Origin of the sequence: Sphingopyxis sp., assembly GCF_050725615.1 — a bacterium.
Classification (GTDB): Bacteria; Pseudomonadota; Alphaproteobacteria; order Sphingomonadales; family Sphingomonadaceae; genus Sphingopyxis.
Genome location: NZ_JBOHHU010000016.1, coordinates 10,945 through 35,616, shown reverse-complemented (window position 1 = coordinate 35,616; position 24,672 = coordinate 10,945). Strand labels below are relative to the sequence as shown.

24 protein-coding genes are annotated in these 24,672 nt (G+C 65.5%); 17 read left to right on the top strand and 7 right to left on the bottom strand.

Going from position 1 to position 24,672, the window contains the following annotated elements:
* Positions 1-51: 51 nt before the first annotated feature.
* Both glyS and ACREB7_RS05765 read right to left on the bottom strand, forming a co-directional pair.
* Entirely contained in the window at positions 52-2,322 is a 2,271-nt protein-coding gene (gene glyS / locus ACREB7_RS05770) for a glycine--tRNA ligase subunit beta (protein ID WP_431591337.1), read from the bottom strand.
* Positions 2,323-2,434: 112 nt separating this feature from the next.
* A complete protein-coding gene (locus tag ACREB7_RS05765) occupies positions 2,435-3,358 on the bottom strand; it encodes a glycine--tRNA ligase subunit alpha (RefSeq protein ID WP_431591336.1) in 924 nt (307 codons plus the stop codon).
* A gap of 234 nt (positions 3,359-3,592) precedes the next feature.
* On the opposite strand from ACREB7_RS05765, the gene ACREB7_RS05760 reads away from it, so the two are divergent.
* From ACREB7_RS05760 to ACREB7_RS05720, 9 genes are all read left to right on the top strand, one after another.
* Positions 3,593-3,916, top strand: a complete 324-nt coding sequence (locus ACREB7_RS05760; RefSeq protein WP_431591335.1) for a UrcA family protein — start codon at positions 3,593-3,595, stop codon at positions 3,914-3,916.
* A 205-nt stretch (positions 3,917-4,121) separates the two neighbouring features.
* Positions 4,122-4,334 (top strand): helix-turn-helix transcriptional regulator, encoded by a 213-nt coding sequence (locus tag ACREB7_RS05755; protein WP_431591334.1) that lies wholly within the window; start codon positions 4,122-4,124, stop codon positions 4,332-4,334.
* Positions 4,327-4,767, top strand: coding sequence for a hypothetical protein (locus ACREB7_RS05750; RefSeq protein ID WP_431591333.1), 441 nt, complete (start codon positions 4,327-4,329; stop codon positions 4,765-4,767). The genes ACREB7_RS05755 and ACREB7_RS05750 overlap by 8 nt, the downstream gene beginning before the upstream one ends.
* A gap of 65 nt (positions 4,768-4,832) precedes the next feature.
* Positions 4,833-5,756 carry a TraB/GumN family protein gene (locus tag ACREB7_RS05745; RefSeq protein ID WP_431591332.1) on the top strand — a complete coding sequence of 308 codons (924 nt, stop codon included), beginning with the start codon at positions 4,833-4,835 and terminating at the stop codon, positions 5,754-5,756.
* The gene (locus ACREB7_RS05740; protein WP_431591331.1) at positions 5,753-6,658 is read left to right on the top strand and encodes a TraB/GumN family protein; all 906 of its coding nucleotides are present in this window, start codon (positions 5,753-5,755) and stop codon (positions 6,656-6,658) included. Before ACREB7_RS05745 ends, ACREB7_RS05740 begins: the two co-directional genes overlap by 4 nt.
* Before the next feature lie 109 nt (positions 6,659-6,767).
* Positions 6,768-7,394 carry a 50S ribosomal protein L25/general stress protein Ctc gene (locus ACREB7_RS05735; RefSeq protein WP_431591330.1) on the top strand — a complete coding sequence of 209 codons (627 nt, stop codon included), beginning with the start codon at positions 6,768-6,770 and terminating at the stop codon, positions 7,392-7,394.
* Between the two features lie 63 nt (positions 7,395-7,457).
* Positions 7,458-8,027 (top strand): aminoacyl-tRNA hydrolase, encoded by a 570-nt coding sequence (gene pth / locus ACREB7_RS05730; RefSeq protein WP_431591329.1) that lies wholly within the window; start codon positions 7,458-7,460, stop codon positions 8,025-8,027.
* A gap of 6 nt (positions 8,028-8,033) precedes the next feature.
* Entirely contained in the window at positions 8,034-8,546 is a 513-nt protein-coding gene (locus ACREB7_RS05725) for a topology modulation protein (protein ID WP_431591328.1), read from the top strand.
* Positions 8,547-8,708: 162 nt separating this feature from the next.
* Positions 8,709-10,592 (top strand): PhoX family protein, encoded by a 1,884-nt coding sequence (locus ACREB7_RS05720; protein WP_431591327.1) that lies wholly within the window; start codon positions 8,709-8,711, stop codon positions 10,590-10,592.
* Between the two features lie 48 nt (positions 10,593-10,640).
* Here ACREB7_RS05720 and ACREB7_RS05715 read toward each other — a convergent pair whose 3' ends face one another.
* Positions 10,641-11,309 carry a CAP domain-containing protein gene (locus tag ACREB7_RS05715; RefSeq protein WP_431591326.1) on the bottom strand — a complete coding sequence of 223 codons (669 nt, stop codon included), beginning with the start codon at positions 11,307-11,309 and terminating at the stop codon, positions 10,641-10,643.
* A 146-nt stretch (positions 11,310-11,455) separates the two neighbouring features.
* Here ACREB7_RS05715 and ychF point away from each other — a divergent pair, with 146 nt between their 5' ends.
* Positions 11,456-12,553 carry a redox-regulated ATPase YchF gene (ychF, locus tag ACREB7_RS05710; protein ID WP_431591325.1) on the top strand — a complete coding sequence of 366 codons (1,098 nt, stop codon included), beginning with the start codon at positions 11,456-11,458 and terminating at the stop codon, positions 12,551-12,553.
* Between the two features lie 27 nt (positions 12,554-12,580).
* On the opposite strand, the gene ACREB7_RS05705 is transcribed toward ychF, so the two are convergent.
* Entirely contained in the window at positions 12,581-12,985 is a 405-nt protein-coding gene (locus tag ACREB7_RS05705) for a MerR family transcriptional regulator (protein WP_431591324.1), read from the bottom strand.
* 41 nt (positions 12,986-13,026) lie between these two features.
* Between ACREB7_RS05705 and ACREB7_RS05700 the strand changes: the two genes are divergently transcribed.
* Positions 13,027-13,758 carry a MauE/DoxX family redox-associated membrane protein gene (locus ACREB7_RS05700; protein ID WP_431591323.1) on the top strand — a complete coding sequence of 244 codons (732 nt, stop codon included), beginning with the start codon at positions 13,027-13,029 and terminating at the stop codon, positions 13,756-13,758.
* A gap of 6 nt (positions 13,759-13,764) precedes the next feature.
* Here ACREB7_RS05700 and ACREB7_RS05695 read toward each other — a convergent pair whose 3' ends face one another.
* Positions 13,765-14,802: a DUF2167 domain-containing protein gene (locus tag ACREB7_RS05695; RefSeq protein ID WP_431591322.1), complete on the bottom strand. Its 1,038-nt coding sequence runs from the start codon at positions 14,800-14,802 to the stop codon at positions 13,765-13,767.
* A gap of 168 nt (positions 14,803-14,970) precedes the next feature.
* On the opposite strand from ACREB7_RS05695, the gene ACREB7_RS05690 reads away from it, so the two are divergent.
* The gene (locus ACREB7_RS05690; protein ID WP_431591321.1) at positions 14,971-16,536 is read left to right on the top strand and encodes an alkaline phosphatase D family protein; all 1,566 of its coding nucleotides are present in this window, start codon (positions 14,971-14,973) and stop codon (positions 16,534-16,536) included.
* Positions 16,537-16,542: 6 nt separating this feature from the next.
* Here ACREB7_RS05690 and ACREB7_RS05685 read toward each other — a convergent pair whose 3' ends face one another.
* Together ACREB7_RS05685 and mutL are read right to left on the bottom strand one after the other, a co-directional pair.
* Complete coding sequence (locus ACREB7_RS05685; RefSeq protein ID WP_431591320.1) at positions 16,543-17,016, bottom strand: hypothetical protein; 474 nt, start codon at positions 17,014-17,016, stop codon at positions 16,543-16,545.
* Between the two features lie 69 nt (positions 17,017-17,085).
* Positions 17,086-18,906 (bottom strand): DNA mismatch repair endonuclease MutL, encoded by a 1,821-nt coding sequence (gene mutL / locus ACREB7_RS05680; RefSeq protein WP_431591319.1) that lies wholly within the window; start codon positions 18,904-18,906, stop codon positions 17,086-17,088.
* Positions 18,907-19,094: 188 nt separating this feature from the next.
* On the opposite strand from mutL, the gene ACREB7_RS05675 reads away from it, so the two are divergent.
* Genes ACREB7_RS05675 through rodA form a run of 5 tightly spaced genes read left to right on the top strand, consistent with a single transcriptional unit; the run spans position 19,095 to position 24,599 of the window.
* Positions 19,095-20,141 (top strand): rod shape-determining protein, encoded by a 1,047-nt coding sequence (locus tag ACREB7_RS05675; RefSeq protein ID WP_431591318.1) that lies wholly within the window; start codon positions 19,095-19,097, stop codon positions 20,139-20,141.
* Positions 20,142-20,161: 20 nt separating this feature from the next.
* On the top strand, positions 20,162-21,049 hold the full coding sequence (gene mreC, locus ACREB7_RS05670) for a rod shape-determining protein MreC (RefSeq protein ID WP_431591317.1): 888 nt from the start codon (positions 20,162-20,164) through the stop codon (positions 21,047-21,049).
* Positions 21,046-21,570, top strand: coding sequence for a rod shape-determining protein MreD (locus ACREB7_RS05665; RefSeq protein ID WP_431591316.1), 525 nt, complete (start codon positions 21,046-21,048; stop codon positions 21,568-21,570). Before mreC ends, ACREB7_RS05665 begins: the two co-directional genes overlap by 4 nt.
* A gap of 6 nt (positions 21,571-21,576) precedes the next feature.
* The gene (mrdA, locus tag ACREB7_RS05660) at positions 21,577-23,496 is read left to right on the top strand and encodes a penicillin-binding protein 2 (RefSeq protein WP_431591315.1); all 1,920 of its coding nucleotides are present in this window, start codon (positions 21,577-21,579) and stop codon (positions 23,494-23,496) included.
* Positions 23,493-24,599 carry a rod shape-determining protein RodA gene (rodA, locus tag ACREB7_RS05655; protein WP_431591314.1) on the top strand — a complete coding sequence of 369 codons (1,107 nt, stop codon included), beginning with the start codon at positions 23,493-23,495 and terminating at the stop codon, positions 24,597-24,599. The genes mrdA and rodA overlap by 4 nt, the downstream gene beginning before the upstream one ends.
* Positions 24,600-24,672 lie beyond the last annotated feature (73 nt).

Sequence of the window (24,672 nt, the reverse complement as noted above, 5' to 3'; positions counted from 1 at the left end):
TCGATTCAGAATTACTTCGTTCGTTATAAGCTGCGGCACATAACGGCCGCGTCAGCCCTCGATCTTCGAGAAAGCGGCGACGCCATGCACCGCGCCGGTAAATCGCGCCAGCAGGCCGAGGCGATAGGCGCGAACCGCCTCGTCGGGATCGTTGACCATCACGCCCTCGAAAAAGGCATCGATCGGTGCGCGAAGGCTGGCGAGCGCGGCCATGGCGTCGGTGAAGCGTTCTGCGGTGACGGCGGCGGCGGCCGCGGGTTGGGCGGTGTCGAGGGCGGTAAGGAGGGCGGCTTCGGCGGGATCCAATTCTCCCCTCCCGCTTGCGGGAGGGGTCGGGGGAGGGCCTGTTTCGTCGGAAGAGCCATCGGACATGCCCTCCCCTAGCCCCTCCCGCAGGCGGGAGGGGGACACCTCGCCAGCCTGCTTCAGGATATTCGCCGCACGCTTGTAACCCGCGAGCAGGTTGGTGCCATCCTCGGTCGCCATGAACGCCTGCAACGCCTTCACGCGGGCGAGCAGGCGAACGAGATCATCCTCGCCGCCGAGCGCGAACACCGCGTCGATCAGGTCATGGCGGACGCCGGCTTCGCGCTGCTGGACTTTGAGGCGATCGACGACAAAGGGAAACGCATTTTCGATGTGCAGCATCAAGCCTTGCGCCGCGCGATGGGCGGCGAAGCTAGTGAAATCTTCGTTATTGACGAAATTGGTCTCGTTGAAGCCCTGAGGCTGAGCCAAGCTAGATATCGCTTCCTCTAGCTTAGCATCGGTCTCCTGATTAATTTTACCAGCGACGGTTCCGATTATCTCGTCAAGCGCCCTCTCTTTCAGCGCCTCGAAAGAAAGGCGCAGCTCGGAAGAAAACACGAGCTGAATTGCGCCAAGCGCCGCTCGACGAAGAGCAAAGGGATCGCGAGATCCTGTTGGCCGTTCATCGATAGCGAAAAATGAAAATAGATTGTCGAACTTATCCGCCAAACTCACAGCCACCGTCACCGGCGCCGTAGGTACATCATCGCCCTGCCCGACCGGCTTGTAATGGTCGCGGATCGCGTCGGCGACCGCGTCGGGCAGGCCTTCGGCGCGGGCGTAATAGCCGCCCATCAGGCCCTGCAATTCGGGGAACTCGCCGACCATTTCGGTGACGAGGTCGGCCTTTGCCAGTTCTGCTGCCTGCCGCGCGAGCGCGGGGTCGCAGTTCGGGACGATGCCTTCGCTCGTCAGCCATTCGGCGAGTTTCGCGACGCGCTCGACTTTGTCGGCGACGGTGCCCAGCTTTTCGTGGAAGGTGATGCGGTCGAGCTTCTTCGCGTGATCTTCCAGCTTCGTCTTGCGATCCTGATCCCAGAAGAAGCGCGCGTCCGAAAGCCGCGCCGCCAGCACCTTGCGGTTGCCCGCAATAATCTCGGCGCCGCCGTCCTTCGCGTCGATGTTCGCGGTGCAGACGAAGCCGTTGGCGAGCTTGCCGTCGGCGCCGTTCACGACGAAATATTTCTGGTTCACGCGCGCGGTGAGCTGGATGACCTCGGGCGGCACCTCCAGAAACGCCTCGTCGAAGCGGCCGAGCAGCGGCACCGGCCATTCGGTGAGCCCGGCATTCTCGATTACCAGCCCCTCGTCCTCGACGAGCGTCAGCCCGGCGTCGACCGCGGCCTTGGCGGCGCCGTCGCGGATAATGTTCTGCCGTTCCTCATGGTCGACGATGACATGGCAGGCGCGGAGCTTTTCGGCATAGTCAGAGGCCGAGCCGATGGTGATCTCGCCCGGGCAGTGAAAGCGATGACCGCGCGTCGCGAAACCCGCGGAAATCCCGCTAACTTCACACGGAATCAACTCTTCGCCGAAGATCGCGACGATGCCCGAGAGCGGGCGGACCCAGCGCAGGCTTTCGCTGCTCGCGCTGGCCTTGCCCCAGCGCATCGACTTGGGCCAGGCGAAGGCGCGAACGATCGCGGGGATCGCCTCGGCCAGCACGTCGGCGGTCGCGCGACCGGGCTTGTCGATCACGGCGAAATACACGCCGTCGCGATCCTCGAGCTGGTCCTGCGTCAGACCGGTCTTGCGAAGGAAACCTTCGAGCGCCTGCGGCGGCGCGCTGCTGCGCGGGCCTTTCAGCTCCTCGCTGACGGCGGCGGTCGCGTCGGGAAGGCCCTTGGCGATCAGCGCCAAGCGGCGCGGCGTCGACCAGACGGTAAGGTCGCCCGTTTCAAGGCCCGCGGCGGCCATCTGGGCGCGGAACAGTTTTTCGAGTTCGGCGCGCGCGCCGGCCTGCATTCGCGCCGGGATTTCCTCGCTGCGCAGTTCGAGAAGAAAGTCGGTCACAGCGCATCCCTCAATAAATAGGGACAGTCCCTATTTAATCGCAAACTGACGGCACGGCACACAGCGCGCGCGATAATTAAATAGGGGCTGTCCCTATTTATTGCCCCCTCGGTCACAGCGTCCACCCCGGATAGTTTTGGGTCCATTTGTCCGACTGGCTGTCGATCCACGCCTTGCAGCTGCCCTTCGCCAGGTCGCGGACGCGGCCCATATAGTTGGCGCGTTCCTGCACGCTGATCACGCCGCGCGCCTGGAGCAGGTTGAACAAATGGCTCGCCTCGATCGCCTGGTCATAGGCCGCGAGCGGGACATTCGCCGCGATCGCGCGCTTGCACTCCTCTTCGGCGGCCTTGAAGCCCGCGAACAAGGAGTCGGTGTCGGCGACCTCGAAATTCCATTTCGAGAACTGCCGTTCATTCTCCAGGAACACATCGCCATAGCTGACCGCCGCGACGTCGCCGACCGCGTCGGAAAACCTGAGGTCGTACACATTGTCGACATTCTGGATATACATGGCGAGGCGTTCGAGCCCGTAGGTCAGTTCGCCCGCGACGGGTTTGCAGTCGAAGCCGCCCATCTGCTGAAAGTAAGTGAACTGGGTGACTTCCATGCCGTCGCACCAGACTTCCCAGCCCAGCCCCCACGCGCCGAGCGTCGGCGATTCCCAATCGTCCTCGACGAAGCGGATGTCGTGGAGCAGAGGGTCGATGCCGATCGCCGCGAGGCTGCCCAGATATTGGTCCTGCAGGTCGGCGGGCGACGGTTTCAGGATCACCTGATACTGGTAATAATGCTGGAGCCGGTTCGGGTTCTCGCCATAGCGGCCGTCGGTCGGTCGGCGGCTCGGCTGGACATAGGCGACGTTCCACGGCTCGGGACCGAGGCTACGCAGCGTCGTCGCGGGGTGAAAGGTGCCCGCCCCGACGCGCATGTCATAAGGCTGCAGGATCGCGCAGCCGCGCGCCGCCCAATAATTATGCAGCGTCAGGATCATGTCCTGAAAGCTGAGGGGGGCCTTTTCCGCCGCGTCGGCCATTTTTCGCCATCTTTCTCGGGGTGCAACAATCGCCGCCGCCCTTGGCGCAGCGGGGCGCGAGGGTCAAGGCTCCGCACCCGCCAAAGCCTCGCGAAACTGCGGCCCCTGTCAGGCTCGCAAAACTTTTTGTCAGGTGTTGTTGACATAGTCAGCGAATCGCGACATATAGTCAATAACACCTGACACAAAGACAGGTGGGCATGACCAACACCTCGTAGCCAAGGAGATATAGACATGATGACCCGCACCCTGATCCTCGCCCTCTCGCTCGGCCTGACCGGCGTTCCCGCGCTCGCCGCCGAACAGCCCACCGCCGAAGTCCGCATCGCCGACCTCGACCTGACGACCGCCCAGGGGCAGCAGCGCCTCGAAACGCGGGTGAAGAGCGCGGCGCGGCGCCTGTGCAGCACCGGCGCGCGCGGTCTCGCCGAAATGGCCCTTCAGTCGCAGTGCATCGAAGCCGCGCTGTCCAACGCCAAGCCGCAGACCGAACGCGCCATCGCCCGCGCCGAAGGCGGCACCCAGCTCGCGCTGCTGATGATCCGTGCGGCGCGGTGATGACCGCATCGCAGGTTTCGCGCTTTCGTCTCGACCGATGCTCCCCGGTGTCGGTCAGCGACCTGAGCTGGAGCGCCCGCCGCAGTGCCGGCGCTCCAGTCTCTTGGCCGGCTTGCCGGCCAGTCGCCCGGAAGACGAACGCGGCACTTTCCGTCGGTCGAAATCCCGCTATGACCGGGCCGATGACGACGCTGGCGAGGCACCGATGAACAACAAGCTGAAAGTGCTGCGCGCGATGCGCAACTGGAGCCAGGCCGAACTGGCCGACCGGCTCGATGTGTCACGGCAGGCGGTGAACGCGATCGAGACGGGCAAATATGACCCGTCGCTGCCGCTCGCCTTCAAACTGGCGCGGCTGTTCAACATGAAAATCGAGGAAATTTTTGACGATGGTACCGAAGGAAACGGCGATGCGTGACACCGGCAGCACCGAAAAGACCCGGCGGCCGATGTCGCCGCGCCGCAAGAAATACTGGTTGTCGCTGGGCGCCGCCGGCGTGATCGGCGGCATCATCGGCGGCTGGACCGTCGCCGACCAACCCGCGGGACGCAACGCGATCGAAATGGCGAGCAGCGGCTCGCTGAGCGAAAGCTTCGCGATCGGCGCATCGCTGTTCTGGACGATCGGGCTCGCGCTGTGCATGATCCTCTATCACCGCGTGATCGACGACCATGAGGAACGCGCCTGGCTGTGGGCGGGACTGGCCGGCTGGTACGCCTTCATCGTCCCGACGCCGGTCTGGTGGGTCCTGCACCGCGCCGGTCTGGCGCCGCCCGCCGACGCCATGCTGCTGTTCCTCCTGTCGATGGGGGTGAATGCGATCGTCTATCTCTGGCTCAAATTCCGCTGACGCATTTCCCCTTTTCTTTTCCCGCTCCTCCCGGTCAAAAAGCCGAACATGAAAGGCAATCTCCCATGAAAAAATGGTTCCACACGCTCGCCGCGACCTGCGCGATCCTCGCCATCGCTCCCGCCGTCCAGGCGGCCGAGCCGGCGCCCCAGGCGGCCCCGGCCCCCGCCGCGACGGTCGATGCCGACCCCGCGCTGTGGGTGGTCAAGGACGATGACACCACCATCTATCTGTTCGGTTCGGTCCATGTGCTGAAACCCGGCCTCAGCTGGTTCGACGAGGCGGTGAAGGACGCGTTCGACAAATCCGACCAGCTGATGCTCGAACTGGTGATGCCCGAGGATCAGGCCGCAGTCGCGAAGACGATGATGCCGCTGGCGATGGACACCACGGGCAAGACGCTGCCCTCGCGGCTGAGCGCCGACGAGCTGAAGGCCTATCAGGCGGCGATGACCGGTATCGGCCTGCCCGCCAACGCCTTCGACAATTTCGAACCCTGGTTTCCGGCGATGACGCTGTCGGTGCTGCCGCTGACCAAGCTCGGCTATGATCCCGAACAGGGCGCCGAAAAGCAGCTGACCGCCGCCGCGAAGGCCGCCGGCAAGCCGATCGCCGGGTTCGAAACGCTCGAGGAACAGCTCGGCTTCTTCGACGCGCTGCCCGAAGCGTCGCAGGTCGCCTTCCTGAACGCGGTCGTCCGCGACATCGACACGCTGGGGCCGATGCTCGACAAGATGGTCGGTCAATGGGCGAAGGGCGATCCGGCCGCGCTCGCCCAGACGATGAACGAAAGCATGGAAGCCACCCCCGAACTCGCCAAGACTTTGCTCTGGGATCGCAACCAGCGCTGGGCGGACACCATCAAGGCGCGGATGGCGCAGCCGGGAACCGTGTTCGTCGCGGTCGGCGCCGGCCATCTGGCGGGCGACAAGAGCGTGCAGCAATATCTAAAGGCGCGCGGCCTGACCGCCAAGCGGGTCAAATATTGATCGACCGGCCGCGCCTTGCGCCCGGACGGGGTCGCCGCCTTGCGGCGGCCCTGTTCGCGTGCCTGCTCGCCGGCTGCGCTCCCGCCCCCGAACCGCAACGGGCGAAACCTGCGATGTGGCTGGTCGAGGATGACGATACACGCCTTTATCTGCTCGGCACGATGCACGCGCTGCCCGCCGCGACCGACTGGGACGAGGGCGCGGTCGGCAAGGCGATCGCGGCGGCCGACGAGCTGATCCTCGAACTGTCGCCCGAACAGCTCGCGGCGGCGGGCGCCGAATTCCAGCGGCTGGCGCCGCGCAACACGCCGTTGCCGATCGACCAGCGCCTGCCCGCCACCGCGCTCGCCGCCTATCGCACCCTCGAAGCGAGCGGCGCGGGCCAGAGCTTCGGCGGCGATGCGCTCGACGACTGGGCGGTGATGGTGGTGATGGGCCAGCGCGTCGCGCAAAATGCGCGGCTGTTGCCCTCGAACGGCGTCGAGACCGGATTGACCGCCCGCTTTACCGAGGCCGGCAAGCCGATCGCCGGGCTGGAAACCGCGCACCAGCAACTGATGCTGTTCGAAACGCTCGACGCGGCGACCCAGCGCGCGCTGCTGACCAGGGCCGCGGCGGGCGCGGGCAAGGCTGTCGCCGACGTCGACGCGCTGACCGCCGCCTGGTCGCGCGGCGACGAGAAGGCGCTGGAGGCGATGATCAACGACGATGTCGACGCGGTCCCGGCGGCGCGCGCCGCGATCATCACCGAGCGCAACCGGCGCTGGAGCCTTTGGGCGAAGCAGCGGATGGCGAAACCGGGGACGGTGCTGGTCGCCGTCGGTGCGGGGCATCTGGTCGGCGCCGACGGGCTGCCCGCCTTGCTGACAGCCCAAGGGTTGAAGGTGACGCGGGTACAATAGCGCCGCAGCGCTTGCATTTCCGGCATTTCGTCGCTAAGCGCCGCCGCTTCCGTCCATGGTCATCCCTGGAGGCGTGGCGGAACTGTGTAATCTGTTTCGGAGAAAAATGATGAGCGACCAGCTGGTGCTGTCGGCCGAGACGCGTGATCGCGGAGGCAAGGGAGCCTCGCGTGAACTGCGTCGTAATGGCCGCGTCCCCGCCGTTGTCTATGGCGGCAAAGAAGAACCCCTGATGATCCACGTCGAAGAGAAACTGCTGATGAAGCAGTTGATGACGGGTCACTTCATGAACTCGGTCGTGATGATCGAGGTCGATGGCAAGCAGGTTCGCACCCTGCCGAAGGACGTCGCTTTCCACCCCGTCAAGGATCGCCCGATCCACGCCGACTTCCTGCGCATCACCAAGGATGCCAAGGTCCATGTCGCGGTTCCGGTGACCTTCGCCAACGAAGAAGCCTCGCCGGGCCTGAAGCGCGGCGGCGTGCTGAACATCGTTCGCCATGAACTCGAACTGGTGTGCGACGCGGCGAACATTCCCGACGACATCGCGATCGACGTCACCGGCTTCGACGTCGGCGATTCGATCCACATCAGCCACGTCAAGCTGCCCAAGGGCAGCGAAAGTGCGATCACCGACCGCGATTTCACCATCGCGACGATCGTCGCACCGTCGGCGCTCAAGTCGAGCGGCGGCGACACGACCAAGGATGACGGCGAAACCGCCGAAGAAGCCTGAATCTGATCGGGCCGCCTTCGCTTGCGAGGGCGGCCCCTTCCGGACCCCGGGAAAGGCAGTATCATGCAGCTCTGGGTCGGCCTCGGTAATCCCGGGCCCCAATATGCGATGCACCGTCACAATGTCGGCTTCATGGCCGCCGACGTCATCGCCGACGTCCACGACTTCCCCGCCCCCGCGAAGAAATTCCAGGGCTGGATCCAGGACGGACGCATCGGATCGCAGCGCATCCTGCTGCTGAAACCCGGCACCTTTATGAACGAAAGCGGCCGCAGCGTGCGCGCCGCGCTCGATTTCTACAAATTGACGCCGCAGGACGTCACCGTCTTTTACGACGAGCTCGATCTCGTGCCGATGAAGGTGAAGGTCAAACAGGGCGGCGGCGCGGCGGGGCATAACGGCATCCGCAGCATGATCCAGCACATCGGCGACGATTTCCGCCGCGTGCGCATCGGCATCGGCCATCCGGGACACAAGGACCGCGTCACCGGCCATGTCCTCGGCACTTATCACAAGAGCGAAATGGAGCCGCTGGTCGACCTGCTCGGCGCGATTGCCGCCGAGGCGAAATGGCTCGCCGACGGCGACGACGCCCGCTTCGTCAGCGATATCGCGCTGCGCCTGCAGGACTGAGCCCGCGTGAAGCGGGTGCTGGTCATCGGCCCATGCGGCGCGGGCAAATCGACGCTGTCGGTAGAGCTCGGACAGCGGCTCGGCCTGCCGGTGCACCATATGGACCAGCTGAAATGGCGGCCCGGCTGGATGGAATGCGGCGACGATGAACTGCGCACCGAGCTGGCGGCGATTGTCTCGACCGACCGGTGGCTGATCGACGGCAATTATGGCGGCACACTGGCCGAGCGGCTCGCCCGTGCCGATACCGTCGTCTATCTCGATTATCCGATCCGCTTGTGCCTGTGGCGGGTGACGCGGCGCATCCTGCGCTATCGCGGCCGCACGCGCCCCGACATGACCGAGGGCTGCCCCGAACGTTTCGACCTCGATTTCTTCCTCTATCTGATGATGTGGAACAGCGGACCACGCCCCCGCACCGAGGCAAGACTCGACGGCTACAGCGGTCGAATCGTGCGATTGACGTCGCCGAAAGCATTGGAACGCTGGCTCGATGCGTTTCCCGTGCTGAGCTACTGACGCGTTTCCGTGAGAAACGGCCTACCTGTCAAAACTCTGTAATATAACTCCTTTCTTTGTGACATGGTGAAGCCATGCGGCTGACATGCCGCTCTGCAATCGGGGGCCACCTCATTTCGGGACGACCAAGTCCCGGGGCCAACCGAGAACAGGGGAAACTGCATGTCACATCTTACCGACGACGCCCGCGCGCCTTATCGCGGCGACACCGAAGCCGGTTTTGCACCGGACAGCCTGGAGGCGATTGTCGCCAAGAACCCGACGCGCCGCTCGCTGCTGCGCGGCGGACTGTTCGGCCTGTCGATCATTCCCGCCGCCGTACTTGCAGGATGCGACAGCGACGGCGATGGCGATGGGCCTCCGGTCACCGTCACCCCGACGCCGACCCCCACCCCGACGCCCACGCCGACCCCGCCGCCGACCTTCGCGGTCAACTTCACCTCGGTCGCCGCGAACCAGAACGACATGGTCACCGTCCCGGCGGGCTATAGCGTCGACGTGCTGCTGAAGGCCGGCGATTCGGTCGAGACCGGCACCGCCTATTCGGGCAGCTTCCCGGCAAGCCCCGCGGTCGCCGAGAAATGGGCCGGCGGCAACCATGACGGCATGGAATATTTTGCACTGCCGGGCGTCGATGCGAACAGCGGCGGGCTGCTGGCGATCAACTTCGAATATCCCGATTTCAACATCCTGATGGCGGGCAGCTATAACGCCGCGACCGCGACCGCCGACCAGAAGGCGCTGGCGCTCTCGGCCGTCGGCATCGCGGTCGTCGAAGTGACAAAAGCCAGCGACGGCAAGTGGAGCGTGAAGGCCGGTTCGGCGTTCAACAAACGCTATACCGGCAACAGCAATTATCGCGCGGGCGGGCCGGCTGCAGGCCTGTTGTCGAGCCCGATCAAGGGCATGCTCAACAATTGCGCGAGCGGCCGGACCCCGTGGGATACCTATCTCACCTGCGAAGAAACGACCGACAATTATCTCGACCCGACGCAGCCCGAACGCAACTATGGCTGGGTTGTCGAGATCGATCCGCAAAACGAGCTCGCCGCGCCGACCAAGCGCACCGCGATGGGCCGTTTCGACCATGAAAATGTCGCCTTCATGGCGAACAGCGACCGCCGCGTCGCCTTTTACATGGGCGACGACAGCACCCCGGGCTGCATCTATAAGTTCATCCCCGACCGCGCCTTCAGCGCCACCAACCGCGCCGCCAACACCGATCTGCTCGACTATGGCACGCTCTATGTCGCGCGTTTCGACGGCGACGGAAACGGCCAGTGGCGCGCGCTGACCGTCGGGCAGAACGGCCTGACGGCGGGTGCGTCGGACCCCGGCAACACCAGCCAGAGCACGACCCCGCCGGCCCCGACGATCGTCAATTTCAACAGCCAGGCCGACGTGCTGCTCAACACCAAGTCGGCGGCGCGCGTCGCCGGCGGCACCGTCATGGACCGTCCCGAATGGATCACGGTCGCGCCGGACAATAAGGCGATCTTCGTCACGCTGACCAACAACAGCGGTCGCCGCGTCACCGACCCCGCCAACCCGCGCGTCACCAATTTGCACGGTCATATCCTGAAGATGCGCGAAACCGGCGACAGCCCGCTGGCCACCAGCTTCACTTGGGAAATCTTCCTGCAGGCGGGTGACCCGGCGCTGTCTTCGGGCGGCGCCAACCTGGTCGGCAATATCAACGGCGACACCTTCTCCAGCCCCGACGGCATCCGCATCGACCCGCAGGGCCGCCTGTGGGTGCAGACCGACCATAGCGTCCCGGGCAATTCGGGGGTGTCGGGCCGGACGATGGATCAGGCCTTTGGTCACAATGCGATGTTCTATGTCGATCAGGGCAGCAAACAGTCCAAGCGCTTCCTGGTCGGCCCGGTCGGCTGCGAGATTACGGGCCTGGCCTATACGCCCGACCTGCGCACCTTCTTCGTCAATATCCAGCATCCGACGGGCAATTGGCCGGTTTCGGGCCAGCAGCCGCGCTCGTCGACGATCGTCGTGCGCCGCACTGACAACCAGCCGGTCGGCAACTGACCGCGCGCCGCCGGTTCCCGCCGCGACAGACGGGAACCGGCGGCAGCGTCAGCGCGGCTTGGCCGCCGGCTTGCGTACCGGCGCTGGCGCCGGCAAGCCGTCGGCGGTCCGCGCCATCATAATGACGCACATGGTGCGATGGATCTTGTGCGTGCCGCAGGCGATCCCGGCGTAACGATGGCTCTCGCGCAGCAGGCTGAGCCGGTGCCCGCGATCGGGCACGCCGTCGTCGATCAGCAATTGCTGGATCACCGACGCCGGGCTGTGGTGACCGTAAGTGATGACCTCGTTGACATAGGGGCCGCCGCCGCGCGCCTTTACACGCTCGCCCGGCCCGCGGTTGCCCGTATAGTGACCGACCGCGCCCGAGTGCGATTGCACTGCGACATGATCGGCGGCGGCGCGCGCGAGCAGGTCGCTCCACTGCAGCCGGGCCAGCGGCTTGGCGGGGCGGAGGTCGCGGATCGCCTCGTCGACCGCCGCGACGCCTTCGTTGGTCAAAATATCGATCTCGTCGCCGCCTTCGCCGACCAGCAATTTGCCCTCGAAACGCGGGCGATAGGGGCGGAGCATGGCGGCATAGCCGGCGGGATCGCCGCGAAAGCGGTTGAGTTCGGCAAATACGGCGCTTTCGAATTTGCTCGCGGCGGCGCTCGCGACGGTGGCGCCCAGCGCCGCGACGGTCGCAAAGGCCGCCCATCTGATCGTTCGTTTCATCACATCGTCGATACAGGCCGATCGCTGAACGTGCCGCAACCGCTTTCGTATCGACGGCAAAGGGTGGCGCTGACCCCGACTTGGCGCTAGGGGCGCGTGCAACCCCGGCCCCCCTTCACCAGGCCCGCCGGCATCACGGAGTTTATATGGGTTTCAAATGCGGCATCGTCGGACTGCCCAACGTCGGCAAGTCCACCCTGTTCAACGCGCTGACCGAGACGGCGGCGGCACAGGCGGCCAACTATCCCTTTTGCACGATCGAGCCGAACATCGGCAATGTCGCGGTGCCCGACGCGCGGCTGGAAAAGCTCGCGGCAATCGCGACCAGCAAGAAGATCATCGCGACCCAGCTCGCCTTCGTCGACATCGCCGGGCTGGTGCGCGGCGCGTCGAAGGGCGAAGGGCTCGGCAACCAGTTTCTCGGCAATATCCGCGAGGTCGACGCGATCGTCCATGTTCTGCGCTGTTTCGAGGATGACGACATCCAGCATGTCGAAAATCGCGTCGATCCCGTCGCGGATGCCGAGACGGTCGAGACTGAGCTGCTGCTCGCCGACCTCGAAAGCCTCGAAAAGCGCGTGCCGGCGCTCGCCAAAAAGGCCGCGCAGGGCGACAAGGACTCGAAAGTCGCCGCCTCGGTGCTCGGCCAGGCGCTCGAGCTGTTGCGCGAAGGCAAGCCCGCGCGGCTGACCGACCCTCGCGACGAGGAAGAAGCGCGCGCGCTGCGCACCGCACAGCTGCTGACCTCGAAGCCGGTCCTTTACGTCTGCAACGTCGATGAAGCCAGCGCCGCCAACGGCAACGCCTTTTCCGAAAAGGTCTTCGCGAAGGCCGCCGCCGAAGGCGCGCAGGCCGTCGTCGTGTCGGCCGCGATCGAGAGCGAGCTGGTGACGATGGACATGGCCGACCGGCTCGAGTTCCTCGAGGAAATGGGGCTGCATGAAACCGGGCTCGCGCGCGTCATCCGCGCCGGGTACGAACTGCTCCACCTGATCACCTTCTTCACCGTCGGACCGCAGGAAGCGCGCGCCTGGACCGTGCACACCGGGGCGACCGCGCCCGAGGCGGCGGGCGAGATCCACAGCGATTTCCAGAAGGGCTTCATCCGCGCCGAGACGATCGCCTATGACGATTATGTCACGCTGGGCGGCGAAGCCAAGGCCCGCGAAGCCGGCAAGCTGCGCGCCGAAGGCAAGGCCTATGTCGTCCACGACGGCGACGTGATGCATTTCCTGCACAGCTAATTCTCCCCTCCCGCAGGCGGGAAGGGATCAGTTTTGCTCGAACGCCGCCAATATCGGGCACGGCCCCTTGTCGCTTGCCGCGCATTGGTCGGCGAGGCGCGCGAGCGCGGCGCGGGTTTCGGTCATTTGCGCGATCTTCGCGTCGAGCGCATCGATGCGTTGGCGTGCGAGATGGCGTACCTGGACGCGGTCGTCGCCCGCCTCCAGCGCCAGCAATTCGCCGATCTCTTCGAGCGTGAAGCCCGCGCCCTGCGCGGCGCGGATGAATTTCAGGCGCCGCAGGTCGTCGGCATCATAGCGGCGGATACCCCCGCCCCAACCGTCACCGCCGCTGCGCGCCGGCGTCGCGAGCAGGCCGCGCCGCTGATAATAGCGGATCGTCTCGACCCCAACGCCGCCCGCTATTGCCAGTTTCCCGATGGTGATCTGCATCGCTTGACTCCGTACCATGGTACGGATGCCATATGGGGCGCATGAAACCGCAAGCAACCCTCTATCGCATGGTCATGCCCGGCCACACCTGCCCCTATGGCCTGAAGGCCAAATATCTGCTCGAGCGGAAGGGCCTCGCGGTCGACGACCGCTGGCTGACGACGCGCGAGGCAGTCGATGCCTTCAAGGCCGAACATGCGGTCAGGACGACGCCGCAGACCTTCATCGACGGCGTCCGCATCGGCGGCCACGACGATTTGCGCCGCCACTTCGGCCTGAAGGTCGCCGACCCCGATGCGGTCAGCTACCGCCCGGTGATCGCCTTGTTCGCGATGACCGCGCTGATGGCGATGGCCGCCAGCCATGCCGCGTTCGGCAATGCGCTTACGGCGCAGGCGGCCCTGTGGTTCGTCTCGTTCAGCATGGTCGTGCTGGCGCTGCTCAAGCTGCAGGACATCGACGGTTTTTCGACGATGTTCCTGAACTATGACCTGCTCGCGAAACGCTGGGTGCCCTATGGCAAAGTCTATCCCTTTGCCGAGGGGATCGCGGGCGTGTTGATGACTGCGCACGCGCTGCCCTGGCTGTCGATCCCGATCGCGCTGGTCATCGGCACGATCGGCGCCGTATCGGTATTCAAGGCGGTCTATATCGACAAACGCGCGCTCAAATGCGCGTGCGTCGGCGGCAGCAGCAAGGTGCCGCTCGGTTTTGTCTCGCTGACCGAAAATCTCGCGATGATCGGCATGGCGCTGTGGATGCTGGCCGCCTGACCGCGATTATTGCTCCGGGGGTTTCGCGGCCGGATCGTCGCTTGCGGCGGGTTCGGCGGACGCGATATGATGGTCGTCCTGCCATTCGGCGGCGTCGAGCGCGGGCTTGCGCCCGAACAACCCGCCGATCGCGTTGCGAAACGCCGCAAACAGCGCAACGAGGCCGATCACGATGAATTTGCCAAATTTGGCCAGGACCGCGAGCAGCCCGACCTTCTTTGCCACCGCTGCGGCGCCGCCCGCAGCGACCAGCCCGGCGATGCCATATTCGGCCTTCCGGTCGGTCGATGCGTTATAATCGGCATAGCGCGCGCCGGCTTTGAAGCTGCCGACATTGGCGAAGGTCTTGGCGGCCTCGCGCACCTCGGCGAGCTGGCCCATATCGGCGAGAATGTTCATGCTCAGCACCCCGGAGCGGCCGAGCAGACGGATGTCATAGTTGAGCGTGTCCTGCGCCATGCCGTCGAACTTGATGTCGCGCGCCCAGACCAGCGAGTGTTTTTGCGCGTCATAGGTCGGTGCCTGCGCCCAGCGCTGGAGGATGCCGGCGGGATAGCCTTCGGCGCGGGTGGCGGGCGCCTGTTCTTCGTCGGCGGCCTTCATATTCGCCAGCATCTCGTTGTAGTCGATCGTCTTGGCGTCGTCATCGGACACATAGCCGGTGTCCTCGAAGGTGATCACCGCCGACCATGTATCGTCGATGAAACTCTTGCCCTTGGGAAAGACCATGCCGAGCACCCCGGTCGCGGCGCCCGGCGGGTTGCGCCAGACATCGACGAGGATCGTGCGCGCATCGTCGGGACCGACAAAATAATAGGCGTCGCCGAGATTGAGGTCGGCATTGGCCGAGGCGATATGGACCGTTCCCGTCTGGCGCTTCATCGTCTGGGTCAGCCGGTCCGCGGCGGCGCGCTGCGCCGCGATCGCCGCCTGTTCGGACACCGGGCTGGGCGCGGTGGTCGCACTGGCGGCGGGCATCAGCGCGGCCAGTGCCACGGCGCCGGCGATGGACAGGGCAATACGCGATTTCGGCAACTGGATCATAATCTTCCCCCCGGACAGACGCGTCATTTGTTCCAGAAAGGCCGGCCTTCCGCAACCCCGATCGCAAGCGCTCCGCAACCCTTTTGTCATCATAGCCGCGCATGGGATTTCCCGAGCGGCTGGGCTATGCCCGGCGCGACGCCGAATCATCAGATAGTGGGAACCGCCATGTATAATCGCCGCTCTTTTCTCGCCGGAGCGACGCTCGCCGGGCTCGCCGCGCCCGCGATCGTGCGCGCGCAGGGGCTATTCCGCGACTTTCCGTTCAAACTGGGCGTCGCGGCGGGCGACCCGGCGAGCGACGGGTTCGTGATCTGGACCCGCATCGCCCCCGAACCGATGGCGCCGCACGGCGGCATGCCGCTGACCAATATCCCGGTCGACTGGGAAGTATCGCCCGATAGCGGATTTCGTGAAATCGTCGCCAAGGGCACCGAACTCGCGCGCCCCGAATTGGCGCACAGCGTCCATGTCGAGGTGGCGGGGCTGCAGCCCGACCGACCCTATTATTACCGCTTCACCGCCGGCGGCGAGCGCAGCCTGCGCGGCCGTGCGCGCACCCTGCCCGCCCCCGGCGCGAAGGCCGAGGTGCTGAAATTCGGGGTCGCGGGTTGCCAGCATTTCGAGGCGGGATTTTTCGGCGCCTATCGCCACCTCGCGCGCGAGGACCTGGCCTTCGTCTATCATTATGGCGACTTCATCTATGAATATAGCGAGGAATATCTGTTCAACACCGGGCTGCCGACGCGCCCGGTGCGCCAGCACGCCTTCCGCAACCTGATCGACCTCGACGATTTTCGCATCGCCTACAGCCAGCAGCTCGGCGATATCGACCTGCAGGCGGCGCGGTCGGTCCATGCCTTTCTGTCGAGCTTCGACGACCATGAAATCCGCAACGACTGGGTGTCGGATATCGACAATTGGAAAATGAACCTCGACGTCAACGATCCCGACGCCGCGCCGCCCGAGGTCTTCATGCTGCGGAAACAGGCCGCGATGCAGGCGTGGTACGAGCATATGCCGGTCCGCAAATCGCTGCTGCCGCGCGGCGGCATGGTCGCGATGAACCGCGAGTTTCGCTATGGCGATTTGATGGCGATGCAATTGCTCGACACAAGGCAATATCGCGACGACCAACCCTGCGGCGACGGATTCAAGCCCGCCTGCCCGGAGGTGTTCGCCAAGGATGCGCAAGTGCTGGGCAGGGCGCAGGAGGAATGGCTCGGCCGCAATCTGGCGAAGGGCGGCGCGACCTGGAACACGCTGGCGCAGCAGGTCACGATGATGTCGCTCGACCGGCGGCGCCAGCCCGACGAGCCCAAGAAGGTCCTGAATCTCGACAGCTGGGCGGGCTATGAGGCGCCGCGCGAGCGCGTGCTGTCACGGATGGGCGGGCTTAAAAATTGCGTCGTGCTGACCGGCGATGAGCATCAGAATTTCTGCGGCGACCTGGTCCTCAAGGACAAGGTCGTCGGCGCCGAATTCGTCGGCACCTCGATCAGCAGCGGCGGCGACGGCAGCGACAAGCGCAAGGGCACCGACGAATGGCTGGCGCTCAACCCGGAGCTGAAATTCGCCAACGACCAGCGCGGCTATCTGGTCTGCGAGGTGGGCCGCGAGGCGTGGCAGACGCATTTCATGGTCGTCGACAAGGTGACGACGCCGGTCAACACGCTGTCGAAGCGGGCGACCGGCGTGGTCGAGAACGGCGTCGCCGGGATCAAGATGAGCTGAGACGCCTCAGGCGTCGCAGCTCCAGTCACCCTCGAAGCTGGTCGGGCTGCCGAAGGGCCGGCTGGCGGCCAGCTTGGCCTTCGCGCCGCCTGCCGACGGTTCGACGGTCAGGCTGAGGCCCGGACCCGAAAGGGCCATGCCCTTTTTCAACTCGTCGAACCCGCCCGGGCCCGCGATGCGCTGGACGCGGCTGCCGACCTTGACCGCGCCCTGCGCGGTCGCAGCGTCATCGGCGTCGGTCTTGACGACGAGGGCGGGCGCATCCTGGCCCGCAATGGTGAAGCTGCAGCCCAGCTTGCCCTGGAGCGCGAGCAGTTCGCCTTTGCCGATCGCCGCGAGTTCGATCGGCGCAGCGGCGCCGGTGTCAGGGAGATCGGCCTTTTCGGCCACCGGCGCGACGGGCTTTTCGGCCTGCGGCTGGCTGGAACAGGCGGCGAGGAAAAGAGCGACGCCGAACGGCGCCGTAATCGTCAACTTCATTGATGAAACTCCTTGGAGGGGGGACTTGGCCCCTACCCTCGATTCCATTCAAAAGCCGAACAAAAAATTCTATTTCCGCCCGAAAAGCCGTTCGACGTCGTCCATCGCCAGCTTCACCCACGTCGGGCGGCCATGGTTGCACTGGCCCGAATGGGGGGTGATTTCCATCTGGCGCAGCAGCGCGTTCATCTCCGCAACGTTCAGCGTGCGGCCGGCGCGGACCGAGCCGTGGCAGGCCATCGTCGCGGCGACGAGTTCGAGCTTTTCGTTGAGGCCAAGCGCCGCGTCATAACCCGCCAGATCGTCGGCGATGTCGGTGACGAGTTTCGTGCAGTCGATGGTACCGAGCATCGCCGGGGTCGCGCGCACCATCACCGCGCCGGGGCCGAAGCGTTCGAGTTCGACGCCGAGCGTCGCGAGTTCGCCCGCCGCCGCCTCGAGCCGGTCGCACGCCGGTTCGTCGAGTTCGACGACCTCGGGGAGCAACAGGCCTTGCGACGAGACCGCGCGACCGGTCATGCCGCCGCGCAATTGTTCGAGCACCAGCCGCTCGTGCGCGGCATGTTGGTCGACGATGACGAGCCCGTCCTCGGCCTCGGCGACGATATAGGTGCGGGCGATCTGCCCGCGCGCGATGCCCAGCGGATGCGCCTCGGCCTGTGGCACCGGTGCGGTCGCGATCTCGGCGCGGCCGGCAACGGGGGCCGATGGGCCCGCGAAGGGCATGAGGCGATCATAGACCCGCGCCACATCGTCGGCCTGGGGCGCGATGTCGGCGCCGAACAGATGCACCGCCGGTTCGCTGCGCGGCGCATTGCCGAACAGGAAGCCGGTGGTCGGTGCGGGCGCGACCGGTTCCTGCTGCCACGCCGCGAGCGCCGCCTCGGCCGGGCGCTGGACGCTGCGAAAGCCATGCTCGTCGAGCGCGCGGCGCAGGCCCCCGACGATCATCCCGCGAATGAGCTGCGGGTCGCGAAAACGTACCTCGGTCTTGGCGGGATGGACGTTCACATCGACCTCGCTCGACGGCACATCGAGGAACAGCGCGACGACCGGATGACGGTCGCGCGCGAGCAGGTCGGCATAAGCGCCGCGCAGGGCCCCGACGAGCAGCCGGTCCTTCACCGGGCGGCCGTTGACGAACAGATATTGGTGATCGGACACGCCGCGATTGTAGGTCGGCAGGCTGATGACGCCCCCCAGATGCACGTCGCCGCGATCGAGATCGACCCCGATGCTGTTCGCGGCCAGGTCGCGGTTGGTGAGCGCCGCGACCCGCGCCAGCCGGTCCTGTCCACCCTGCACGTCGAGCACCCGGCGCCCGTCATGCTCCATGCTGAAGCCGACTGTGGGGTTCGCCATCGCGAGCCGTTTCACGACGTCGAGGCAGGCGGCATATTCGCTGCGCCCGCTGCGCAGGAATTTGCGCCGGGCGGGCACCCGCGCGAACAGATCCTCGACCAGCACCCGCGTGCCCTTGGCAAGCGCCGCAGGCCCTTCGGCCACCACCGCGCCATTGTCGACGACGCGTTTCCATCCGTCGGCGCCGGGCATCCGGCTTTCGAGCGTCAGCCGCGCGACGCTGGCGATCGACGGCAGTGCCTCGCCGCGAAAACCGAGCGTGGTGACCGCCTCGATCGCATCGTCCGGAAGCTTCGATGTCGCGTGACGTTCGAGCGCCAGCGCCATGTCGGCGGGGGTCATTCCCGACCCGTCATCCTCGACCTCGATTCGGGCGATTCCGCCGTCGGCGATTCGCACCGAAATTCGGCCCGAACCCGCATCGATGGCGTTTTCAACCAGTTCTTTGAGCGCCGCAGCCGGTCTTTCGACCACTTCACCGGCTGCGATCCGATTTACGAGGGTTTCCGGCAGGCGGCGTATTGACATAATCCCTCTCCTAGCGCAGTCGAACGCAAATCGCGACCCACCCGCACAGCCCGATCTTCCCGTCCAGCTCGCCGCCCCCCGGTAGAGCCGGAATCTCCCCCAGATTTGGTCCTGCCCGCGGACGGGAAAGCGCCTTCCATGATGGCGACGGGGCGGTCCGTTCGCACGCAGTACAGGAATGACCATCAATGTCCTTTTTATCGCGTTGGCTTAAGTTCAATTCCCAAGACATGGCGATCGACCTCGGCACCGCCAATACGGTCGTCTATGTGCGCGGCAAGGGCATCGTGCTGAACGAACCTTCGGTCGTCGCGGTCGAGACGATCAACGGGGTGAAGCGGGTCAAGGCGGTCGGCGACGACGCCAAGCTGATGATGGGCAAGACCCCCGACAGCATCGAAGCGATCCGTCCGCTGCGCGACGGCGTCATCGCCGACATCGACGTCGCCGAACAGATGATCAAGCACTTCATCACCAAGGTGCATGGCGGCAAGCCCAACGCATTCCGCAGCCCCGAAATCGTGATCTGCGTGCCGTCGGGTTCGACCAGCGTCGAGCGCCGCGCGATCCGCGACGCCGCATCGAACGCGGGCGCGAGCGAAGTGTGGCTGATCGAGGAGCCGATGGCCGCCGCGATCGGCGCCGACATGCCGGTGACCGAACCGATCGGGTCGATGGTCGTCGACATCGGCGGCGGCACCACCGAAGTCGCGGTGCTCAGCTTGCGCGGTCTCGCCTACACCACCTCGGTGCGCGCCGGCGGCGACAAGATGGACGAATCGATCGTCTCCTATGTGCGTCGCCACCATAATCTGCTGATCGGCGAAGCAACCGCCGAGCGGATCAAGAAGGATTTCGGCATCGCGCGCATTCCCGCCGATGGCGTTGGCCTGACGATCCACATCAAGGGCCGCGACCTCGTCAACGGCGTGCCCAAGGAAATTTCGATCAACCAGGCGCAGATTGCCGAGGCCCTGTCCGAACCGATCGGCACGATCGTCGAGGGCGTGCGCATCGCGCTGGAAAACACCGCCCCCGAACTCGCCGCCGACATCGTCGACCAGGGCATCGTGCTGACCGGTGGCGGCGCGCTGATCGCCGAGCTCGACGAATTGCTCAAGGACGCGACCGGCCTGCCGGTGACGGTGGCCGAAGACCCGCTGACCTGCGTCGCGATCGGCACCGGCCGTGCGATGGAAGACCCCGCCTTCCGCGGCGTGCTCCAGCAAGCCTGATCGAAGGGTAGCGCTGCTCCATGGTCCGCCCGGCACATCGACGTCCGGGGCAATCCCGCAAGGCGCAGACGAGCCTGTTCATTGCCTATGTCATCGCGGTGACCGGGGCGGTGGCGGGCCTGTTGCTGGCGATCCTGTCGGTTGCCGACCCCGTGGGTTTCGCGGCGCTGCGCGTCGCGAGCCATGAGGTGACCGCGCCGGTCGCGCGCGGCAGCCGTTCGGTCATCGGGTCTATATCGGGCATCGACGACTGGGTGTCGGCCTATGTCGGCGCCGGATCGCAGAACCGCCGCCTGCGCAAGGAACTGGCCGAGACGCGGCGCCAGCTCGTCGCGACGAGCGCACTTCAGGAAGAAAACCGGCAGCTCAAGGTCCTGCTCAAGCTGCAGGACACCGACAAGGCCGCGTTCGCCAACGGCTATCTGCTGACCTCGACCTCGACGAGCAGCAAGCGCATCGCGCTGCTCAGCATCGGGCGCAATCTGGGCGTCGCGTCGGGGCAACCGGTGCGCGGCGCCGACGGCCTGATCGGGCGGGTGCTGTCGAGCGGCCCGTCGGTGTCGCAGGTGCTGTTGCTCACCGACATCGACAATATCGTCCCGATCCGCCGCGCCCGCGACGGCCTGCCCGCGCTCGCCAACGGCCGCGGCAACGGCGACCTCGATATCCGCACCCTCAACATCGCCAACAACCCGTTCAAGCCCGGCGATATCCTCGTCACCTCGGGGACCGGCGGACTGTACCCGCCCAATATCCCGGTCGCTATCGTCGTGCGGCGCACGCCCGATGGCGCCCTCGCCCGCCCGCTCGCCGACCCGGCACAGGTCGATGCGGTGTCGGTTCTGCGCGCCTACACCCCCGACAATATCGAGGCGCAGGCGGCCCCCGCCCCCGCGCCCGCCCCATGAACCGCGCCGACACGCGCCGGCTGGGCGAACCGGCATCGCTGTGGCGGATGCGGATCGTGCCCATCGCCAGCGTGATGATCGCCTCCGCCCTGCCGCTGATGCTGCCGATGGTTGCAAGCTCGCCGGTGCTGCCGCCGCTCGGCCTGCTGTTCTTCCTTTGCTGGCAATTGCTGCGGATCGAGATGTGGCCGGTGTGGATCGGCCTGCCTCTCGGGCTGTGGGACGATCTGTTCAGCGGCGCCCCGATCGGTTCGGCGATCGCGCTCTGGACCTTTGCCAGCATCGCGATCCAATATTTCTCGCAGCGCATCTATTGGCGCGGCTTTTTCCACGACTGGGCGATCGCCGCGCTGCTCGTCGCGATCATCCAGTCGCTCGCCGCGCTGATCGCGCATCCCGACGCGCATACGGGCAAGGTCCTCGGCCTCGTCGCGCCGCAGATCATCGTCTCGGCGCTGCTCGTGCCGCTGTTCATGCGCCTGACCGGCCTGTTTGACAATTTCCGCCTGAAACGCCGATAAATCGCCATGCTGTTCAAGAAGAACAAGAAAAGCCTTCCGATTACCGAAGCCTGGCGGGGCCTGACCTTCACGCGCCGGGCGCTGCTGGTCGGCGGCGGTCAGGTTGCCATCGGCGCCGCGCTCGCGACGCGGATGGCCTATATCTCGGTCATCGACAATGACCGCTATGTGCTGGAATCCGAAAGCAATCGTGTCAACCTGACCCTGATCCCGCCGCGTCGCGGCTGGATCGTCGATCGGCACGGCAAGGCGCTTGCCAACAACCGCGTGTCCCTGCGCATCGACATCATTCCCGACCGGCTGCACGACAAGGAGCTCGTGCTCGGCCAGCTCCGCACTTTGCTGCGGCTCGACGGCGACGCGATGGAGCGCATCAATCGCGACCTCAAGGCGGCATCGGGCTTTCAGCCGGTGGCGGTCGCCGAGGATCTGTCGGAAGGCGATTATGCCTCGATCCTCGTCCGCCTGCCCGACCTGCCCGGCATCGCGCCGCAGCGCGGCTTTGCGCGCAACTATCCGACCGGCGCGGCGGTCGGCCATCTGATCGGCTATGTCGGCGCCCCGAATGCCGAGGAATATCAGAAAGATAAGGACCCGCTCTACATCACGCCGGGGTACAAGATCGGCAAGGACGGGCTCGAAAAATATTTCCAGCCGATGCTGAAGGGCACCCCCGGCGCGAAACGCGTCGAGGTCACCGCGCGCGGCAAGGTGGTGCGCGATCTCGACACCAAATCCGATATCCAGGGCCAGACCGTCCATCTGACGATCGACGCCGACCTGCAGGAATATGTCGCGCGGCGGATGGGACGCGAGTCGGGCGCGGCCGTGGTCATCGACTGCACCAACGGCGACATCCTGTCCTTCGTCTCGATGCCGAGCTTCGACCCGAACAGCTTTTCGGACGGGATCAGCAACAGCGAATATGCCTGGCTGCGCGCCGACGATCACCAACCGCTGATCAACAAGGCGACGCGCGGGCTTTACCCGCCGGGGTCGACGCTGAAGCCGATGGCCGCGATCGCCGCGATCGAACATGGCATCGATCCGAGCGAGCGTCATACCTGCATCGGCGGCTATCGCCTCGGCAACCGCTTCTTCCGCTGCCTCGGCACCCACGGCAGCCTCGACATGCCGTCGGCGATTATGAAAAGCTGCAACAGCTATTTCTACTGGGTCGCGCATCGGCTCGGCTATGATGCGATCGCGCCGACCGCCAAGCTGATGGGCCTCGGCGAGGAATTTCAGCTCGCCGGCAGCAGCCAGCGCTACGGCACGATTCCTGACAGCGCATGGAAGATGCGCAAATATCACCAGCCATGGTCGGCGTCGGATTCGCTGAACGCGGTCATCGGCCAAGGCTATGTCAGCGTGAATCCGCTGCAGCTCGCGGTGATGGCGTCGCGGATCGCCTCGGGCCGCCGCCTCTATCCGCGGCTGATCAACCGCGAATTCAAGAATGAAGCGCTGCCCTTCTCGCCGGAGGCGCTCGCGACCGCCCGCCACGGCATGGACCTTGTCGTCAACGGGCCGGGCGGAACAGCCGGGCGCAGCAAATTGCCGCTCGACGGCATCGCAATGGCGGGCAAGACCGGCACCGCGCAGGTGCGCGGGCTCAACACCGGCAACGGCAAGGGCGGGACCTGGAAATTTCGCGATCACGGATTGTTCATCGGCTTCGCGCCGGTCGATAATCCGCGCTACGCCACCGCCGTCGTCATCGAACATGGCATGGGCGGATCGCGCGCCGCGGCGCCCGTCGCCAAGGATTTTATGACCTTTCTCTTCGACCGGGAGAAGGCGATGGAGGCGCTCGACACCTTCGAGGCCGGATGGGGCGGCACGATCAAGGAGCGGATGGACCGCGACTATGCGGTGTGGAAATCCGGTGCGTCGAGCGACCCCGATCCCGGAGTGCCGCAATGATCCCCGTCCCCCCAGCGGTCCAGCGCATCCCCTGGAAACTGATCGCCATCCTGTCCGGAATTACCGGTTTCGGCCTGCTCGTCCTTTATTCGGCGGCCGGGGGCAGCTGGTCGCCCTGGGCGTGGCAGCAAGGGGTGCGTTTCCTCGTCTTCCTGAGCGTCGCGCTGGTGATCGGGCGCTTCCCGATCCGGATTTTCGAGAACTTCGCCTATCTCGGCTATATCGGCGTGCTGATATTGCTGATCGCGGTCGAGCTGCTCGGCTTTGTCGGCGGGGGCAGCCAGCGTTGGCTCAACCTGGGATTCATGAACCTCCAGCCATCGGAACTGATGAAGGTCGCGATCGTGCTCGCGCTCGCGCGCTTCTATACCCAGCTCCCCCCGGGCAATACGCGGACATGGACCGCGCTATGGCCGGCGTTGGTGATGATCGGCCTGCCGGCGGCACTGGTCATGCTCCAGCCCGATCTCGGTACCGCGCTCGCCATCTGCGTCGGCGGCGTGATCGTGATGTTCTGCGCGGGCCTTCCCTTCTGGTGGTTCGGCGGCACGGCCGCCGCCGGCATCGCGGCCTTGCCGGTGCTTTTTTCGATGCTCCACGATTATCAGCAGAAGCGCGTGCTGATCTTCCTCGACCCCGAAAGCGACCCGCTCGGCGCCGGTTATCATATCAGCCAGTCGAAGATCGCGATCGGGTCGGGCGGTATCAGCGGCAAGGGTTTCCTCAACGGCTCGCAGAGCCATCTCGACTATCTGCCCGAGGGCCACACGGACTTCATCTTCGCGACGATGGCGGAGGAATGGGGGCTGATCGGCGGCCTCGGGCTGCTGTTCGGCTTCTTCCTGTTGCTCCGCTGGTCGACCCGGGTCGCGCTGAAGGCGCGGACGCGCTTCGGGCAGCTGACCGCGACCGGCCTCACGATGACGATCTTTTTCTACATCGCCATCAATCTGATGATGGTGATGGGCCTCGCCCCGGTTGTTGGTATCCCGTTGCCGCTTTTTTCCTATGGCGGCTCGTCGATGCTGACGATTATGACCTGCGTCGGCATCGTCCTGGCGATCGAGAATGACAGCAAAAAACAGGGCAGCCGCCTGAGCTGACGAAGTTTATCGATAAAAATGCGCATGGGGCATTGCCATCCCCGCAAGGCCATGATAGCGGGCCGCTCGCTTC